The following is a 16,102-nucleotide window of genomic DNA, read 5'->3' on the forward strand; positions in this document are numbered from 1 at the left end:
CCCATTGCCTCGGCGACTCTCACCCTGGCTTGTGTCGCGACCGGCCCGACGATTACCGCACGACGGCCGCTGAGCTTTCGCTCTCGCAACCCCCCAGTGCCCTGATCACAAGGCTCGGAGTATCGGGGTGACACGCCCGCCCGGCTGCACGCCCAGCTGGGTCCCGTGTCTCAGGCTTGGGCGGTGGCAGAACCTGTTCGCGGACCAGGAAGGTCAATGGCGTTCGGCGTGGAACGCAAACCGGCGCGGCTCGTCGCCTTCAGCGATGCGGTCTTCGCGATCTCCATCACCCTGCTCGTCCTGGAGATCCACCCGCCGCAGGACACCCGACACCTGGCCCACGGCCTTGCTGAGCTGTGGCCGTCCTACCTGGCTTACGCCCTCACCTTCCTTCTCATTGGGCAGGTGTGGGCCAACCACCACGTCATGTTCGACCACCTCCGTGGCGTCGACCGGGTGGTGCTGTTGCTCAACACCCTGCTGCTGATGACCATCGCGTTCCTGCCATTCGCCGCTTCCGTGCTGGCCGCCGCGTTCCGCGACGGACACGGGCAGCGGACTGCGGTCGTCTTCTACGGCATCGCGCTCGGAGTGGCAGCCTCTCTTTTCAACGCGATCTGGGAGTACGCGCGCCGTGATCATCGGCTGCTGGCCAGCACCGTCGATCCCGCAGGTGAGAGGGCGATCAGCAGGCGTTTCCGGGTCGCACCCTTCTGGATCGCCGCCGGAGTCGTGCTGGGTGCCCTACTCCCCGCCCTCGGCGTGGCCGTGATCACCGCGTTGATCCCCTTCTACTGGTTACCAATCGCGGGCGAAATGTCCAGGTCAAAGCGTGGGCGCGCCGGTCGGAGTGACGGTCGGGAGGAGTGGCCCGAAGGAGGACGGGGCGACCTGTGACCTGCCCGGCACACTCCCTGGAAAGGGACGACCCCCGTCGGGGGGATGCGGTCTCAAGCCGTCAGCTGGTACCAACTGGTGCCGGGCCGCGTCGTCGAGCAGGGGCCGAACGCCGTCGGTTCGTGTTCGGGGTCGACCCGTACCGGTGCTCGTGCTGCCTTCTCGCTGCCTCGCTGCCTGACGCCTCGCTTATAAGTTCTGGGCGCGCGCGGTCTGGCTCCGTCTTCCTACGTCCGCCACCTCGGACGCTCGTCCGCGCGCCACCGTCGGCGGCTGCCGAGATGCCGACTTGTTGCTGTCGCCGCTGCTGTCACCAGCCCCGAGACACACGGTTCGGGAAGGTTGTAGCCCCTTTCCGATTAATCTTTCGTTCTTCCAGGACGAACGCCCGACGGCTTCCCAGCGTTGCGCTTGGTCAATCCGTGAGCGTTCCGGATATGACGACTCAGCCCAACGTCTCGCTTACACGCTTTGCGCGCGTCGTCTACGCTCGCCCCTGCGCGTTCGGGCAACCGTCCACCGCTGACCGTCGACGGCTTTCCGCGTTTTGAACGGCTGCTGCCGCCGTTGCCGCCTAAAAGGGCAGAGGGCCCACAGGATGCGACCTTTCACCTGCCATGGATACCTGTGACTAATGGCGGCCCTGACTGAATTTTCCGACTTTCCAAAGGAAGTACATGTCCTTACTTGCAAGCGATTCGCGATCTTCCACGAATTTCTTCGCATCAAGCATGGGGCTCGCCAATGCAGTAGCGCCAGCGGCAATGACGAGTGGCATAGCAGTTATGACGCCGGTCGTCACGAGCACCGAGCCAACGGCGACCGCGGTAGCACTCTTCTTAACAAGAGCCCTTCGGGCAGACATTAGAGATGCTTCGATGTCTGCGATGGCTGGCTCCACGTAGTCTTTCTGTACGCGCCGAGCTATTTCCTCCGGGGATGCGTCGCCCGCCTTTGTAATCTTTTCCTGTACCGCTTTTCTAAGCGCTGCATGGAACTTTGCAAGCGCTGGACGCTCATCCCGCATAAGCTCCAGAACATCGGCCGCTCGCACGCCTTTAAGGTAAGGCAGAGGAAGTTCCAGAGCTACAGACTCCTCCTGCGCCCTCAGCGCTTCAGACTGACCGAAGTAGGAAGCCCGAATTTCTTGCAGCAGCGGGAGTCGCAGCACGCCACTTTGATGAACGTCCTCAAACAGATTATTTGCGCCCACCTTGATGAAGTCATCAATTACTTCTCGCTTGCTCGGCTTGCGTTTAGAGCGCATTCCCCACACTAAGCGTTCTGGCAGCGATTCATGCTCCAACTCGACCGTCCAACTCCCAGGATACGCAAGGTGAGCAGTGGCAGAGGCGTCCGCCTGCAAGAGTCCCACCAGGTCAGCCCTAGCAGCCGGATCACCAAACGCTTTTAGCCCCTCTTTTTCCGCTCGCTCTTCAAGGCAACAATCACAAAGCCTGTAATTCTTCCTGCGGAAATAGATGCGATCAGTCGCTCCAATCTGCCGCAAATACTGAAAGAGAAGAATGTATTCGCGCAAGGGCTCTACGATTCGCTTCTGTCGATCACGCTTCTTGGTGGTTGATATGGCACGCACGAAAGCTCTTTCGTCCGGCCCCACCAACACCACCGAATCGAAATAGTGCCAGGTGCTTAGGAAGGTTCGATCAAAACGAGCGCTAGTGCACCCAAACCTTCCGCAATTGAATGGCGCAGAAAGGTCGAGCGTCCTTCCCGCCACAATGGCATCTCGGGTGGGCGGAACGGGGGAGGGCTCAGCGACTAATGCAATGCTTGCGAGGTCATGAAGGCGTAAAACCGCATTAGGTGACTCAAAGACGCGCGCCACATTATGGCCGTCAACTTGGAACTCGTCCATCCATTGATACAGCCAATGATCCGACGTGCTGTCTAACTCAGTCATGCGAGCAAGTCTAGGTCGCTCGCGCCACATCGGACAGTGAGGCGCGGTGATGGAATGACGTCGGGCGACGGGCGCGCGCCGTGGGACTTGCCATCCCGTCTGCCATCGACCCGCCCTCTTGGGGAGCAGGCCTCCGCCCGGCCCGCCACGTCAAGACGGCCTTGACGCCCGTACGGACGCTGGCGGGCCGGGCGGGGGTCTGCTCGGCTTGCCCGGGTCGATGGCAGACGGGATGGCCTACAGCAACCACCCACAGCCCGGTACCCGCCGACGGACCCCCGGCCATCCTGGAGCCGGAGCGCCCCCGCCGGAGGCGCAGTAACCGCAGCCCCGCTACCCGCCGGTAGCTCGCCGACGCGGCCGGCGTGCGCTCTCCTACGCCGCGCGGGCTCGTGGCCCGCGCGGCCCGGCCGGCTGCCGGCCCACCACCACCCGGTCAACGCCCCCTGTGGTTCTGCGGCGGCCCCTTGGGCTTCCCGCTTCCGCGCCAGCCGCCGGGCGTGTTGCGTGGCCGGAGTCGGAGCGCCAGCGGAGCGACGGACGCGCGCCCAGGCGGCGGCGCGTGCGGCCCGTTCAGGGCCGCCTTGAAGACGTACAGAAAGTTTGAACCACTTCGCCGGCAGCCGGCTGTCGTGTCTCAGGACCTGCGTGACAGATCGGTCTCAGGACCTGCGTGACACTTCGCCGCCTGTGGCACTGGCCCGACCCTTGGCCAAGGTCGACGAGCTGATCAGAACCGGCGGCGGCTGGAAGGAACTGATCGGCCTCTACCGTCGCCTACCACGGGCGAGGCCGTTCGACCCCAGGCCGCGGCAGCACATCCGCATCCACCAGCGTTGCCGGGTGGTACGACTGTTCAGAGGCTGACAGAAGCGGCAGAAACGGGGCGAACCGATGACGGGTGGCGCAGCCCGGCTGGTGCGGGGACCGAAGGAGCAGCGGGCGACGTTCCTGGACCTGTTCTTCGACCTGGTTTTTGTCTTCGCGCTCTTCTGGCTCTCGCAAGGACTGCGGGAGCATCTGAACTGGAACGGCGCGTTCCAGACGCTGGTATTGCTGCTCGCCCTGTGGTGGGTGTGGACCCAGTCGGCGGCGGTAGCCGACAGGTTCGACCCGTGGCAGCCCGCGATACGGCGGCTGGCCATCGGGGCCATGTTCGGCAGCTTGGTGCTGGCGGCCGCAGCGCCTGAGGCGTTCGGCGGACATGGCCTGGTCTTCGCCGGCACGTACGTCGCCGTCCAGGTCGGCCGCAGCCTGTTTCTCGTGATCTTTACGTGGGGCGACAAGCGGGCGCAGCGTCCCGAGCTGCTGGTGCTGTTCTGGTTCGGCGTGTCGGCGGTGCCGTGGATCGCGGGCGCCCTCGTGCAGGGTTGGCCGCGTGGGGTGCTGTGGGCGTTGGCCGTGGCCGTGGACTACGCGGTGCCCGGACTCGGCTGGCCCACGCCGAGGCTGGGCCGCGCCGGTGCGGCGGAGTTTGCGGTCTCGGGCGAGTTCCTGGCCGAGCGGCTTCGGCAGTTCTTCATCATCGCGCTGGGCGAGCTGATCCTGGTGACGGGGTTGGGGCTCGGCAGCGGCGGCTTCGAGGCGGACCGCGGCGCGGCGGTCGTGGTGGCGTTCGCGACCACGGTGCTGCTGTGGTGGATCTACATCTACCGTGCTGGGGAGGTGTTGGGCGGGGCCGTCGCCGCGGCCCGTGATCCGCTCCGCGTTGCCCGGTCGGCGATATACGCCCACCTGGTCATGGTCGCCGGCATCGTCGCGATCTCCGTCGGCGACGAGCTCATCATCGAGCACCCGTTCGGGCACACACCACCGGCGTGGGTCGCCGTCATCCTCGGCGGACCCGCACTGTTCCTCGCCGGACGGGCCATCATCGAGTACACGGTGTTCGGCCGGGTGTCCCGCGACCGCGTGGCCGGGGTCCTCATGCTCGCCGCCATCTCGCCGGCAACGATCTTCCTGCCGCCGGTGCTCGTCGCCGCCGCCGCTGCTCTCGTCCTGGCCGCGATTGCCGTATCCGACGCGGCCCGTGCCCGAGGACGCCCACCCGAGCCGCCCTCACCGCCTGGCTAGCCGGACGTGTCACCCACGTCCCGAGACTGATGTGTCACGGAGGTCCCGAGACCGGACATCGCCGGCAGCCCGCCGGCAGCCCGGTGTCGTACTCCGCTTGATGCGTTACAGGTTGGCTTCACTCGATGCGGGACACTCCCGTGGCTGGGGCACAAGCCCGGCTCGACAGTCATGCCTACGATGCCAACGTGGACCCGGCCCGTCGCAGGCAGTTCGATCACCTCGGTACCGCCAAGCGCGAGCTCCTCTCCTGGGCAGTTGCCAACGAGGTACCGCTTGTGCGCGTGGAGTTCGTCGTCCCGTTTGTCCCGACCGACTTCGACGCGGCAGTGTGGCTGTTCTTCGACACCGACGCCAACGTGGCACGCTGCGCCAGCAACGGCGTGACGGCAAGACTCGAACAAGAATTCCGGACGATCCTCGCCCGTAGCGGGCATCCCGCCGACTGGCTCGCCGGTACCTCGTTCTACGTCGACTCTCATGAGAACGTTGAACGCAACTACGAAGGTAGCTACTTCTACCGCCTGCGGTAGGCAGCACCACCCGCGCCGCAGCGGCCGTCGGGCGCGCACAACCGAGATCGTCTAGCCGGACGTGTCACCCAACACCTGACACCGATCCGTCACGCATCAAGTGGAGTCGGACATCGCCGGCAGTCCGGCCGGTCGGCCCACTTGACACGGGATGGTGCGCGGGCTGGATCGCTCCGTACCCTGGCGACATGGCCGCCCTCGTCGACACCGCCCGGGAAGTTGCACGACACCTGTTGGAGACGCCGTTGCCCCGTCGGTGGAGTCACGTCCAGGCGGTCGCTGCCAAGGCGGACAGGATCAGCGCAGCGGTTCCGGCCGAGGATCGCGAGGTGCTTGTAGCGTCGGCGTGGCTGCACGATGTGGGCTACAGTCCCGACCTGGTCGACACCGGCTTCCACTCGCTGGATGGTGGCCGTTGGCTGCGTCGTGAGCGGTTCAACGAGCGGATTGCCGCCCTGGTGGCTCATCACTCCTGTGCGTGGCTGGAAGCTGAGGAGCGTGGGCTCGGCGAGGTTCTGGCTGCCGAGTTCCCTCGGGAGGAAACCGCGGTGACCGACGCTCTCTGCAGCTCGGACATGACGACCGGGCCGGATGGCCAGGATTTCGAGGTGTTGGAGCGGCTGGCAGAGATTCGATCACGGTACGGGTCGGAGCACCTGGTTACCCGATTCATCAGCCGGGCAGAACCGGAGATGGTTGCTGCCGTCCGGCGGACTCAACGTCTGCTCGCCGACAGCGCCCATCAGCCGATATAGGGCTCGGGGCGCTCCTCGTAGCCGTGAGTGATGCGGAGCAGGGTCGACGGGTGGATGTCGAGCGCGGCCAGCTCGTCGCGGGCCACCCACCGGACGTCATGTGACTCGTCGCTCGGGGTCGGTATGCCGCTCACCGGTACGGCACTAAAGCAGAGCGAGAACTGCTGCCGTACCTCGCCGTCTGAGTACTCGATGACGTGACCGGGGTCGGAGTAGACACCAACCATCCCGGACACCTCGACGCTGATGCCGGTCTCCTCGTGAGTCTCCCGGACTGCCGTCTCCGCGACCGACTCGCCGATCTCCTGGCCGCCACCGGGCAGCGACCATAGGCCGTTGTCGGCGCGCTGAATGAGCAGCACCCGCCCGTGTTCGTCTCGCACGAAGACGGAGACGGCGACGACGATGCTGTTGGCCTTCGGCGCGCTCGGGTCGTGGTAGTGCTCCGTTCTCGCCATGCTCTTAGGCTGCCACCTCGCCGCGTGGCTGAGTGGTCGAGACAGCCAAGACCCGGTCGAAACTGTCGGCGTACGTGCCGAACAGGTCGCCTCCGTTGAGCCTGCGCAGGTGCATCACTGGCGCGTGTGGCGCCGGAAACCCGAGCACATGCATGTTCACCAACATCTCTTCATCAAAGCGATAGATCGAGTTGTAGAGGGTCGTGTCGTGGTAACGGACCTTCACCCCGGGCACACCGTCAAGCCGTTTGTAGTACTGCTGAACCTGGCGGATCTTCGCCGCCATCACACCCGGCGCACCCTCCTCGACGCTCTTTCGCTCGATCGCCTCGCTGGTCGGGTCCCCGAGCAGGATCGTCACCGCGACGCCGTCGACAGCCTTTTGACGCAGCGTGTCGACCAGCCTCCGGTCCTGCTCCACGAGGAACAGGCCGGCGTAGGCCAGCACGTCGATCCGCTTCTCTGCCCGTTCGATCAGGCGACGCCAGAGGTCATACGGCACGGCGGAGCGCCGGGTGTAGAGCTGGACCATCTCGCTCTGCCCGATTCTCGACGCCTTCTCCGGAGTCACCGCGTCCGGCCACAGGTACGGCACGTCTTCCCGCACCATCGCCGCGATCGCATGCCGGTGACGGGGGTACGGCGTCCGATCCTGCGTGATCCACCGTTCCACGGTCTTCGCGTCGACACCGATCTTCTCGGCCACCGCGACAGGGGTCAGGCCGTTGCGCAGGATGGCATCGCGGAGCCGGTCGTTTGGCATCGATCCTCCTCAAGGGACAACTAGGGACGCATTCATGGTAGCCAAGACGTCCCATAGTCGTCCAGCCCATCGGATGGGCTGTCCCTGGCTTTTCGGGAGCCTTATCCGCAGAGGCCACGAGCAAGAGTCCACCGGGGACTAGCTCATTACCTGGCCCAAGACCCAGGAGGTTTGTTGTGAAGCTGTACGTGGACACCCAGAGCAAGCAGGTCCAGGTGACGAAGGACCCGGAGCCGAAGAACGACCAGAACGGCAATCAGCGGTCGGAGAAGAACACTGGCCGGCTCATGTGGTCGACCCAGGTCTTCGTGCTCGACGAGACTGGCGGCGAGATCATCACCATCACCACGGCGGGTGAGAAGCCGGGTGTGACGGTGGGACAGCTCGTCGCTGTCGAGCAGTTGGAGGCTATTCCGTGGGCGACCAACGGGCGTAACGGCGTCGCGTTCCGTGCGATCTCGCTGAAGCCGAAGGCTGGTAACTCGGCGGCCAAGTAGGTCCCTCGCTCACCGCGCTGTGTGAGCCCTGGTGTCTGACGCACGAAAGCGGCCTGATGGTCCGCTGATCTGAGATCCAAGGTCCGGGAGTGGTTCCGACTCCTACGTTCCCGGCCGGTCATCACCTGTGGTGGTGGCATCCCCCGTAAGAGCTGGCGCGGGGTCGGTCCGACTCCTACATCTGCCGACCCCGTGCCCTCCAACTCATCCACCCTCGTGCAAGGGAGGACTCGTCGTGTCCAAGTCTAGCCCTCGCCGGCTCGCCGGCAGGTCAACCGGAACGGTGACGGTCATCGAGGCCAAGGTTCACCGTTCCTCCGCGCGTAACGCCAAGATGGCGTTCATTCTGACGGCGGTCATCGTCGGCCTTTTGTCGGCCGTGGTGGCCGCTTCTTACTGGCACCCCATCGTGTCCCTGTTCGTCGGTGCTCTGATCGGCGTTCCGACCGGTGCCCTGGTCTGGCTACTTGTCCGCGTGTGGCCGGTTATCCGGCTGCTGTGGTGGTGGAGTCTCGAAACCGCCTTGGCGGTTCTGCTGCTCACCGCGTGGGTGCAGCTGGCCAACCACACTCCGACCCTGGTGACCTTGTTGGTGGTCGCCCTGATCGTCGGCGTTCCCGCCGCCATCCGGCCAGTTCGCCGCCAGGTCATCGCCTGGACCTGGTGTCTCGTGGTGCGACATCGGCTGCGTGTCTGCTTCGCGCAGTTCATCATCGCCAACCAGTCAGGTTCGCTGCCGCTGATCCTGTGGGCACGTCCCACCCCGGTTGGCGAACGGGTCTGGGTCTACCTGCGACCCGGCCTGTCCGCCAAGGACCTGGAAGGCCGCCTCGACAAGATCGCGGTCACCTGTCACGCCTCCACCGTGCTCATCGAGCGCGCTTCGGAGAACAACGCCGCCTACCTGCGGTTCGACATCAAGCGCCGTGAGGTGCTGACCGCACACGTCGCCTCTCCGCTGGTCGACGTGATCGACCCGGCCGCACCTGTCTCGGCATCGCCGATGACGGTTCCCACCGCCCTGGATCTGCCGGACGTCGACGCTCCGACGATCACCCTTCCCACCCAGGGCAAGCCGGCGAAGAAGCCGGCCACCACTGCCAACGGCAGCAAGCCCGTGGCTTCCGCGTCGTCCATGCCGGACGACGACACCTCCGACTGGATTTGACCTACGCCCAACCCGGGATGCGAGGAGCCATTGCGGCTCGTTCGTGTGGCTCCTCGCGCCCACAACGCCCAGGAGGGCAACGATGACCACCACGATTCCCACCACCGCTGACGCGGTGCCGGTGGGTCCTGGCCTGTCGATGTTCGACCCGATCTTCATCGGGATCGACGAGTTCGGCCAACCCGTCTACCTGGACGTCATCTACCGCAACCTGCTCACCGCAGGCGAACCCGGCGGCGGCAAGTCCGGCCTGATCAACAACATCTGCGGCCACGCCGCCCTGTGCGACAACACCCGCCTCGTGCTCTTCGACGCCAAACTCGTCGAACTCGGCCCCTGGCGCGACCTCGCCGACGCGTTCATCGGCCCCGACATCGACCAGGGCATCGACGTGCTGCGTCGCCTCCTGGTCGTCGCCACCAACCGCTACACCTGGCTCCTCGCTAACCGGCGCCGCAAGCTCGCCGACGGCGACGGCATGTCGGTCATCGTCACCATCATCGACGAACTCGCCATGTTCTCCACCGTGCTCGGCACCAAGGCACAGCAGGAAGAGTTCTCCACCCTCCTGCGAGGGCTCGTCTCCCTCGGCCGTGCCTGCGGCATGCCCATCATCGCCGCGACTCAGCGGCCGTCGTGGGACATCATCCCCGCCTCGTTGCGGGACCTGTTCGGCTACCGGGCCGCGTTCCGCTGCACCTCGCTGAACAGCTCAAACATCATCCTCGGCCAGGGCTGGGCCGAGCAGGGCTACACCGCCTCCGACATCTCACCCACCAACCAGGGCGCGGCCTACCTCCTGGCCGAAGGCGGCGTTCCCCGCCGCATCAAGGCCGCCTACCTCACCGACACCGACATCTACAACATCGCCGACTACGCCGCCTGGACCCGCCGCCCCACCAACACCGTCCCGACGGTCAACCCCACCGAGTGGGAGATGGCGGCATGACCACCAGAGAGCGCACCTACGCCCGCGCCAACAACCAGCGGGCCGCGCAATACACCGAACTGTGGGTCATCGGCCGTCCCGAGGACATCGCCGCCATGGTCCAGGTCGCGTCCGCAAGCGGCCGACTCGTCTACGCCTCCGCGCCGACCCGCATGCCGGGTGACGACAACCGGCACCGCCGCTACCTGCGGCTACGTACCACCTGATAGGCCGACGGAACCGGCTCAAGCCCTGGAAAGCAGACCGGTTCCGCCGACCTCCCACCAAGCCCTTCTGAAAGGACGTGGCTGCCATGAAGGCTACCCAGAACCCACCCATCGCAGTACCGGTCACACCTGCTGACCTGCTGCGGATGGCTGCCCTCTACCTGCGCCGGCACGGCTGGCACCAGGGCACCTACTACGCCAACAGCACCGATAACCCGACCCCGCCGGCCTGCGCCGCCGGGGCTATCGGCATCGCCTGCGCCGGATACACGGTGGAGCACTTCTCCCAGCTCGACCCCGACGCCCTCGCCGACTACCTCGCCGCCCTGGGCGTGTTCGTCGACTACCTCGACACCACCGCCCCGGTCTTCCACATCGACGAGGACGGCTACCTGCTCGACGAGCACACCTCCCCCTACTCGTGGAACGACGACCCTGCCCGCACCGCCGAGCAGGTCATCACCGCCCTCCAGGCGGCTGCCAATGAGTGGGACTCCCTTCGGACCGTCGGGGGTGAGAACGCATGAGCACCGTCAAGGCCTCCTTGACGTCCAACCTTCCTCGGCAGCGGCGTCGGGACGTCGTCGAGAACGACCAGTTCACCGGCTTCGCTCGGCGCATCATCCGCGCCCACGGTCGCCGCGTCGCCGCCGGAGACGTCGAAGCACTCCGCGACCTGGTCGCCCTGTCATCGGTCATCGACGACGCGATCGGTGACGCCGTGATCGGCCTGCGGGCCTTCGGCTACTCCTGGGCCGAAATCGGCCAGCGTCTCGGCATCTCCCGCCAAGCCGCCCAACAGCGCTGGGGAGACAAGCCATGAGCGGCCTCCGCAGCGTCGACCTCGACAACCTGGCCGACCGCACCGGTATCCGGGTCGAGTTCTACGACCCGCTCGGCACCCGCTACGGGTTCCCCACCTTCCCCTACCACGGCGCACCCGACGGCCTGGCCACCCTGCGGCAACTCCGCGCCGCCGGCCTTCGCCCCGGAGGGCATGACCCGGTCGCCCAGATCTATTGGCGGCACCGCAAAGACCGCCGGGTCGCCTACCTCTACCGCACCGACCTCGCCGCACCCAAGCGCACCGCAACGCCCGCGCAGCGGGAGGCCATCGCCAAAGCCCTGCTTGCTCGCCGCACCTGCGGTGTCTGCCAGCAGGTGAAGCCCTACTACATCCCCCGCCGCTACGGCTGCTGCCTCGACTGCCACGGAGGCCACTGATGCCCGCGACCAATCCGACCAGCGCCGGCACCCGCCTGGAGGGCATGGTCCTCGTCCTCATCCTCATCGCCGTCGGCGGCTCCGCTGGTGCCGCCTCCTTCACCCACGTCCACGACTGGACCATGGCCAACAGCCCCGCCAACACCCCGGGATGGTTCGGCTGGGCCAACGCCGTCATCTCCGAACTCGTCCCCATCGCCGCCCTGCTGACCATCCGCCGACGTCGCCGGGCCGGCGCTCCCATCGGCTATCCGATGGTCCTGCTCATCGCCGCCGCTGGTCTGTCTCTGGCCGCGCAACTCGCCGTTGCCAAGCCCGGCCCGTCCGGGTGGCTCCTGTCGGCTGTTCCCGCGCTGGCGTTCATGGCTCTGGTCAAACTCGTTCTCGCCCCGGCACCGACGCCGGAGCACCTACCGCCGACCGCTAAGTCGGTCGAGCCGATCCGCGTCCGGGTGGCCGAGCAGCTCACCACCGAGCCGGCACCACCGGCGGCCATCACCCCGGTGCCCGAGCCGGCAGTCGAACCGGAGCCCGTGCCCGTCCCGACGCATCTGCTGCCCCCGGCCCGCTTCGCGGCCGTGCAACACGAACAAGCCACCGGAGCACCTATCACCCCCGCCGAGCTGGCCGACCGGCTCGACATCACCCCGGCCGTCGCCGGACAGCTCCTGGCCACCATCGGTGGTGTCCGATGACCATCTACCTGGTCGACATCGAGCAGGTCACCCACACCTGCCCCGCCTTCGCCGACGCGCACCCGTTCGACATCCGCCGGACCCTCGTCGACGTCATCCCCGGCGGACCCTGCCGCGCACCGGTCACCATCCACTGCGGCAACACCACCGCCCTGATCCCCTGCCGTCGACACGAACCGGCCAAGCGCCAATGCGGCGCCTGCCGGGTCATCGTCACCGAACGCACCATCACCACCCGCGACCTCACCGAGGCTCGCGGCTGATGGCCTCGACGCTGGACCTCACACCCCGGACCACCACGGCCCGGGGTGTGGGCTCGAACGCCGACACCATCACCCCCGTCTACGACTACACCGCCGAAGGCTCCGCCTTCACCCGCGCCGCCAAACCCGACTACTTCGGGTGGCTGGAACACGTCCGCGCCGCCGCCGGCTGCACCCGCCCGATCCGCCTCGCCGGGCAACTCCTCACCGTCGAACAGTCGACGGGCCGTGTCCTGGACCAGCGGCACACCGACGCCATGCCCGACGCCGCCATCTACACCGCCTGCGGCAACCGCCGCGCCACCGTCTGCCCCGCCTGCGCCCACACCTACCAACGCGACGCCTTTCAGCTCCTACGCGCCGGTCTCATCGGCGGCAAAGGCATCCCGAAGACGGTCGCCCAACATCCGGCCGTGTTCGCCACCTTCACCGCCCCGTCATTCGGCACCGTGCACGTCCGCGCCGTCAAGCGGCACACCTGCCGCAACCGCAAACGCTGTGACTGCCGGCCCGAGCCGTGCCACGCTCGCCGCGACACCGGCCTGTGCGAGCACGGCCGACCCGCCGTCTGCTGGGCCAGACATGAAGCCGGGGACCAGGCGCTCGGTCAGCCGTTGTGCCTGGACTGCTACGACCACACCCACCAGGTCGTGTGGAACCTGTTCTCCGGTGAGCTGTGGCACCGCACCAAGCAAGCCGCGGAACGCCACCTCGCCAAGGTTGCCCGCCGCCGGGGCATTCCCCGCGTCCAGGTCGTCACCGCCTCGGGCAACACCCGCACCGTCGCCCCGGTTCGGCTGTCTCACGGGAAGGTGGCCGAGTTTCAGGCACGCGGGGCGGTGCACTTTCACGCCCTGGTGCGCCTCGACGGCGTCCACCCAGACGACTCGACCGCCGTCATCCCACCGCCAGCCGCCTTCACCGTCGCTGACCTTGACGACGCGATCCGGGCCGCCGTCGAGCACGTCTCCTTCGCCAGCCCGACCCACCCCGACCAGCCCGGAGGTTGGTCGATCGCCTGGGGTGACCCGGACAAGGGCCTCGACATCCGCCCGATCAGCCTGACCGGAGACGGTGAGGTCACCGACAGCATGGTCGCCGGCTACCTTGCCAAGTACGCCACCAAAAGCACCGAGGTAACCGGGCACCGCTCCGTCAGGCTCGACGCCGACAGCATCGGCGACTACGCCGACCCCGACGGCGACCACACCGCCCGCCTCATCGACGCCTGCTGGCACACCGGCCGACCCACCAGCACACCCGTGCCCCTCTCGGAACGGCCCCGGGACCACCGGCCCGCACCCGGCTTCGTCGACCGCTGGGAGTGCCCCGACTGCGGCACCCACACCCGCTACGCCGTCTGCCCCGTCTGCGTCGCCCACCGTCAAGCCAGCCTTGACGCCGAACCGACGAAACCAGCGACTGGCAACCCTTACGCCCGGCTGCGGCGGTGGGCTCACATGCTCGGCTTCGGCGGCCACTTCCTCACCAAAGCCCGCCGCTACTCCGTCACCTTCCAACTCCTGCGCGACACCCGCGTCAGCTACCGACGCCACGAGCACCAGGACCAGGCCGACGAGCAGCCCGGCACCCTCCGCGCCGTCGACCACCTCGACGAAGACCACACCACGCTCATCGTCGGCACCCTCACCTTCGCCGGAGTCGGCTGGCATACCACCGGAGACGCACTGCTCGCCAACAGCGCCGCCGCCATGGCACGCGAGCGACGAACGACGGGCCGCGAAGAACTCGCCCACGAACTCGGCACCACCCCTGCCGGCACCGTGTCGGCTGCTGCCTGACCCCGACAGACCTGAGGAGGTCACCCCGTCATGAGCACCACCGCCCGACCCAGCCCGGTTGTTCGGCTCGTCCCTCGCACCGGGACGGTCGTCGTCGAGCCGGTCACCTACACCGTCCGGGAAGTCGCCAAGCTGCTCGGCATCTCGCTCGGGAGCACCTACGCCCTCGTCCGCGACGGAACGATCCCCGCCACTCGCCTCGGCGGTCGTTGGCTCATCCCGCGCGCCCGATTTCACGCCTGGCTCGATGGCGTCAACGAGCAACCCGCCACCGGCACCGAGCACGGGCGGAGGCACTGATGGGCTTCGTCCGCAAGACCCCGGCCGGCACCTTTCGCGCCTGCTGGCGTGACCCTGCCGGTGACCAGAAGTCCAAGAGCTTCCGCACGAAGCGAGAGGCCAGCGCGTTCCTGGCAGACGTTGAAGGCAGCCTGAACCGGGGCACCTACGTCAACCCGCACGCCGGTCGTACCCGCTTCGGTGACTTCGCTCAGCAGTGGCTCGCCACCCGGGCCGTCGAGGCGCGTACCAGCGAGCGGACCGCCTCCATGCTCCGCACGCACGTCCTGCCGAAGTGGGGTGACTGGCCGCTCGGCAAGGTCGACTTCATGTCGGTGCAGGAGTGGGTTACTGGCCTCGGTCGAGACCTCGCCCCCGCCACCGTGGCCAAGTGCTACCAACTGCTGTCGATGATCCTCCGCACGGCGGTTCAGGCGCGGCTGATCGCCACCAACCCGGCCGAAGGGGTGAAGCTGCCGCGTGACCGGTCCCGCGACGTCAAGCCGGTCACGATCAGCCGGGAGGACTTCCTCGGCCGGCTGCTACCCGCCGTCCCGCCCCGACACCGGGCGATCGTGTCCACCGCCGCCGGGGCCGGCCTGCGCTGGGGTGAGTGCGCCGGGCTGACGTGGTCGTCGGTCGACCTCGACCGAGCATCGCTGCGGGTGGTCCAGGTGGCCGAGGAGACGCACGGCGGGATCGTGCTGCGTCCGTACCCGAAGAGCCGTGCCGGGGTCCGGACCGTGCCGCTGCCCGGCTTCCTCTTGGCCGCGCTCCGCGAGCTGCACGCCGCCACCGACGATCCGCACCCGCGCGCCCTGGTCTTCCGCGACCGGGTAGGGCGCCCACTGCGCCGGTCGAACTTCCGGCGTCGGATCTGGCTGCCCTCGCTCGTCCGCGCGGGCCTGCTCGGCCAGATCGCCAACACTGGTCCGCACCGGTACCGCGCGACCTGGCCCGATCTGGAGGGCATCGAGTGGTTGGCCGAGTTCACCACCGAACGGGAGGCCATCGCCTGTGTCGCTGCCAAGGCTGCCGGCGGGATGCGGTTTCACGACCTGCGGCACGCCTACGCCACCTGGCTGGTCACCGACGGCGTCCCGATCAACCTGGTGCAGCGGGTCATGGGCCACGAGCAGGCGTCGACGACGCTCAACCGGTACACCCACACCCCGGACGACTACGCCGCTCGCGTGCTGGAGGCGTTCGACGGCTCTGCTGCCTCCCTGCTGCCTCCTGCGGCCGGAACGCCGTCCCTGGACGGCCTGGACGGGCAGGGAGACGACCTGTGAGCTGCTGTGGCGCGCTCACCCGGGAAAGGGACGACCCCCGTCGGGGGGAGACGGGGGTCGTCGGAGGTTCGGCTCCGGGGGGGTCGAGCCGAACCACTCAGCGGTTACGGGGGGTGCAACCGCCGAGGGTCTGTCTGTTTTCGGAGATATGAAAACTCGTCGTGCGGACAAGTCTGCCTGAGCGGGCCCGTCACGTCGAGTGGTGTCGACCCCACTCAGCGCGAAAATCTCCTCGCAAAGTGTGAGCACGGTCACGCCGAGTGGAGGTGGTGGTGCCGGCCCGCAGGTCCGAGGGGTGGCGTGACCCCGGGCACCCGCCGACGA

Annotated in this window: 19 protein-coding genes; 16 read left to right on the plus strand and 3 right to left on the minus strand. The window is 67.3% G+C overall.

What is annotated here, in order from left to right:
• Positions 1-216 precede the first annotated feature (216 nt).
• The gene (locus ACFY29_RS13060) at positions 217-897 is read left to right on the plus strand and encodes a TMEM175 family protein (protein WP_386985655.1); all 681 of its coding nucleotides are present in this window, start codon (positions 217-219) and stop codon (positions 895-897) included.
• 631 nt (positions 898-1,528) lie between these two features.
• On the opposite strand, the gene ACFY29_RS13065 is transcribed toward ACFY29_RS13060, so the two are convergent.
• On the minus strand, positions 1,529-2,821 hold the full coding sequence (locus tag ACFY29_RS13065; RefSeq protein WP_386985657.1) for a hypothetical protein: 1,293 nt from the start codon (positions 2,819-2,821) through the stop codon (positions 1,529-1,531).
• An 894-nt stretch (positions 2,822-3,715) separates the two neighbouring features.
• Here ACFY29_RS13065 and ACFY29_RS13070 point away from each other — a divergent pair.
• The 3 genes from ACFY29_RS13070 to ACFY29_RS13080 all read left to right on the plus strand — a co-directional run bounded on the left by ACFY29_RS13070 (position 3,716) and on the right by ACFY29_RS13080 (position 6,182).
• Positions 3,716-4,894, plus strand: a complete 1,179-nt coding sequence (locus tag ACFY29_RS13070; RefSeq protein ID WP_386985659.1) for a low temperature requirement protein A — start codon at positions 3,716-3,718, stop codon at positions 4,892-4,894.
• 188 nt (positions 4,895-5,082) lie between these two features.
• A complete protein-coding gene (locus ACFY29_RS13075) occupies positions 5,083-5,427 on the plus strand; it encodes a hypothetical protein (protein WP_386985661.1) in 345 nt (114 codons plus the stop codon).
• Between the two features lie 188 nt (positions 5,428-5,615).
• Positions 5,616-6,182, plus strand: a complete 567-nt coding sequence (locus tag ACFY29_RS13080; RefSeq protein WP_386985662.1) for an HD domain-containing protein — start codon at positions 5,616-5,618, stop codon at positions 6,180-6,182.
• Here ACFY29_RS13080 and ACFY29_RS13085 read toward each other — a convergent pair.
• Together ACFY29_RS13085 and ACFY29_RS13090 are read right to left on the minus strand one after the other, a co-directional pair.
• The gene (locus ACFY29_RS13085; protein ID WP_386985664.1) at positions 6,170-6,640 is read right to left on the minus strand and encodes an NUDIX domain-containing protein; all 471 of its coding nucleotides are present in this window, start codon (positions 6,638-6,640) and stop codon (positions 6,170-6,172) included. The genes ACFY29_RS13080 and ACFY29_RS13085 overlap by 13 nt on opposite strands.
• 4 nt (positions 6,641-6,644) lie before the next feature.
• Positions 6,645-7,346, minus strand: coding sequence for an XRE family transcriptional regulator (locus tag ACFY29_RS13090; RefSeq protein WP_386985666.1), 702 nt, complete (start codon positions 7,344-7,346; stop codon positions 6,645-6,647).
• A 233-nt stretch (positions 7,347-7,579) separates the two neighbouring features.
• On the opposite strand from ACFY29_RS13090, the gene ACFY29_RS13095 reads away from it, so the two are divergent.
• From ACFY29_RS13095 to ACFY29_RS13150, 12 genes are all read left to right on the plus strand, one after another.
• Entirely contained in the window at positions 7,580-7,900 is a 321-nt protein-coding gene (locus ACFY29_RS13095; RefSeq protein WP_089021118.1) for a hypothetical protein, read from the plus strand.
• Between the two features lie 283 nt (positions 7,901-8,183).
• Positions 8,184-9,068, plus strand: a complete 885-nt coding sequence (locus tag ACFY29_RS13100) for a hypothetical protein (RefSeq protein WP_386985667.1) — start codon at positions 8,184-8,186, stop codon at positions 9,066-9,068.
• Positions 9,069-9,150: 82 nt separating this feature from the next.
• Positions 9,151-10,017 (plus strand): FtsK/SpoIIIE domain-containing protein, encoded by an 867-nt coding sequence (locus ACFY29_RS13105; RefSeq protein ID WP_386985669.1) that lies wholly within the window; start codon positions 9,151-9,153, stop codon positions 10,015-10,017.
• Positions 10,014-10,223: a hypothetical protein gene (locus ACFY29_RS13110; RefSeq protein WP_386985671.1), complete on the plus strand. Its 210-nt coding sequence runs from the start codon at positions 10,014-10,016 to the stop codon at positions 10,221-10,223. Before ACFY29_RS13105 ends, ACFY29_RS13110 begins: the two co-directional genes overlap by 4 nt.
• An 86-nt stretch (positions 10,224-10,309) precedes the next feature.
• Positions 10,310-10,750 carry a hypothetical protein gene (locus ACFY29_RS13115; protein WP_386985673.1) on the plus strand — a complete coding sequence of 147 codons (441 nt, stop codon included), beginning with the start codon at positions 10,310-10,312 and terminating at the stop codon, positions 10,748-10,750.
• Positions 10,747-11,046, plus strand: coding sequence for a hypothetical protein (locus tag ACFY29_RS13120; RefSeq protein WP_386985674.1), 300 nt, complete (start codon positions 10,747-10,749; stop codon positions 11,044-11,046). The genes ACFY29_RS13115 and ACFY29_RS13120 overlap by 4 nt, the downstream gene beginning before the upstream one ends.
• Positions 11,043-11,447: an RRQRL motif-containing zinc-binding protein gene (locus ACFY29_RS13125; RefSeq protein ID WP_386985676.1), complete on the plus strand. Its 405-nt coding sequence runs from the start codon at positions 11,043-11,045 to the stop codon at positions 11,445-11,447. Before ACFY29_RS13120 ends, ACFY29_RS13125 begins: the two co-directional genes overlap by 4 nt.
• A complete protein-coding gene (locus tag ACFY29_RS13130; protein WP_386985677.1) occupies positions 11,447-12,142 on the plus strand; it encodes a hypothetical protein in 696 nt (231 codons plus the stop codon). Before ACFY29_RS13125 ends, ACFY29_RS13130 begins: the two co-directional genes overlap by 1 nt.
• Positions 12,139-12,405, plus strand: coding sequence for a hypothetical protein (locus ACFY29_RS13135; RefSeq protein WP_386985679.1), 267 nt, complete (start codon positions 12,139-12,141; stop codon positions 12,403-12,405). Before ACFY29_RS13130 ends, ACFY29_RS13135 begins: the two co-directional genes overlap by 4 nt.
• Positions 12,405-14,207, plus strand: coding sequence for a replication initiator (locus tag ACFY29_RS13140; RefSeq protein ID WP_386985681.1), 1,803 nt, complete (start codon positions 12,405-12,407; stop codon positions 14,205-14,207). Before ACFY29_RS13135 ends, ACFY29_RS13140 begins: the two co-directional genes overlap by 1 nt.
• A gap of 30 nt (positions 14,208-14,237) precedes the next feature.
• Entirely contained in the window at positions 14,238-14,507 is a 270-nt protein-coding gene (locus ACFY29_RS13145) for a helix-turn-helix domain-containing protein (protein WP_386985683.1), read from the plus strand.
• Positions 14,507-15,778 carry a tyrosine-type recombinase/integrase gene (locus ACFY29_RS13150; RefSeq protein ID WP_386985685.1) on the plus strand — a complete coding sequence of 424 codons (1,272 nt, stop codon included), beginning with the start codon at positions 14,507-14,509 and terminating at the stop codon, positions 15,776-15,778. Before ACFY29_RS13145 ends, ACFY29_RS13150 begins: the two co-directional genes overlap by 1 nt.
• Positions 15,779-16,102 lie beyond the last annotated feature (324 nt).

The organism is Micromonospora sp. NPDC000668, assembly GCF_042897975.1.
Lineage (GTDB): Bacteria > Actinomycetota > Actinomycetes > Mycobacteriales > Micromonosporaceae > Micromonospora.

Coding starts and splice junctions, on each gene's coding strand:
- ACFY29_RS13060 (WP_386985655.1), top strand. CDS start 217: ATGGCGTTCGGCGTGGAACGCAAACCGGCGCGGCTCGTCGCCTTCAGC.
- ACFY29_RS13065 (WP_386985657.1), bottom strand. CDS start 2,821: ATGACTGAGTTAGACAGCACGTCGGATCATTGGCTGTATCAATGGATG.
- ACFY29_RS13070 (WP_386985659.1), top strand. CDS start 3,716: ATGACGGGTGGCGCAGCCCGGCTGGTGCGGGGACCGAAGGAGCAGCGG.
- ACFY29_RS13080 (WP_386985662.1), top strand. CDS start 5,616: ATGGCCGCCCTCGTCGACACCGCCCGGGAAGTTGCACGACACCTGTTG.
- ACFY29_RS13085 (WP_386985664.1), bottom strand. CDS start 6,640: ATGGCGAGAACGGAGCACTACCACGACCCGAGCGCGCCGAAGGCCAAC.
- ACFY29_RS13105 (WP_386985669.1), top strand. CDS start 9,151: ATGACCACCACGATTCCCACCACCGCTGACGCGGTGCCGGTGGGTCCT.
- ACFY29_RS13110 (WP_386985671.1), top strand. CDS start 10,014: ATGACCACCAGAGAGCGCACCTACGCCCGCGCCAACAACCAGCGGGCC.
- ACFY29_RS13115 (WP_386985673.1), top strand. CDS start 10,310: ATGAAGGCTACCCAGAACCCACCCATCGCAGTACCGGTCACACCTGCT.
- ACFY29_RS13120 (WP_386985674.1), top strand. CDS start 10,747: ATGAGCACCGTCAAGGCCTCCTTGACGTCCAACCTTCCTCGGCAGCGG.
- ACFY29_RS13125 (WP_386985676.1), top strand. CDS start 11,043: ATGAGCGGCCTCCGCAGCGTCGACCTCGACAACCTGGCCGACCGCACC.
- ACFY29_RS13130 (WP_386985677.1), top strand. CDS start 11,447: ATGCCCGCGACCAATCCGACCAGCGCCGGCACCCGCCTGGAGGGCATG.
- ACFY29_RS13135 (WP_386985679.1), top strand. CDS start 12,139: ATGACCATCTACCTGGTCGACATCGAGCAGGTCACCCACACCTGCCCC.
- ACFY29_RS13140 (WP_386985681.1), top strand. CDS start 12,405: ATGGCCTCGACGCTGGACCTCACACCCCGGACCACCACGGCCCGGGGT.
- ACFY29_RS13145 (WP_386985683.1), top strand. CDS start 14,238: ATGAGCACCACCGCCCGACCCAGCCCGGTTGTTCGGCTCGTCCCTCGC.
- ACFY29_RS13150 (WP_386985685.1), top strand. CDS start 14,507: ATGGGCTTCGTCCGCAAGACCCCGGCCGGCACCTTTCGCGCCTGCTGG.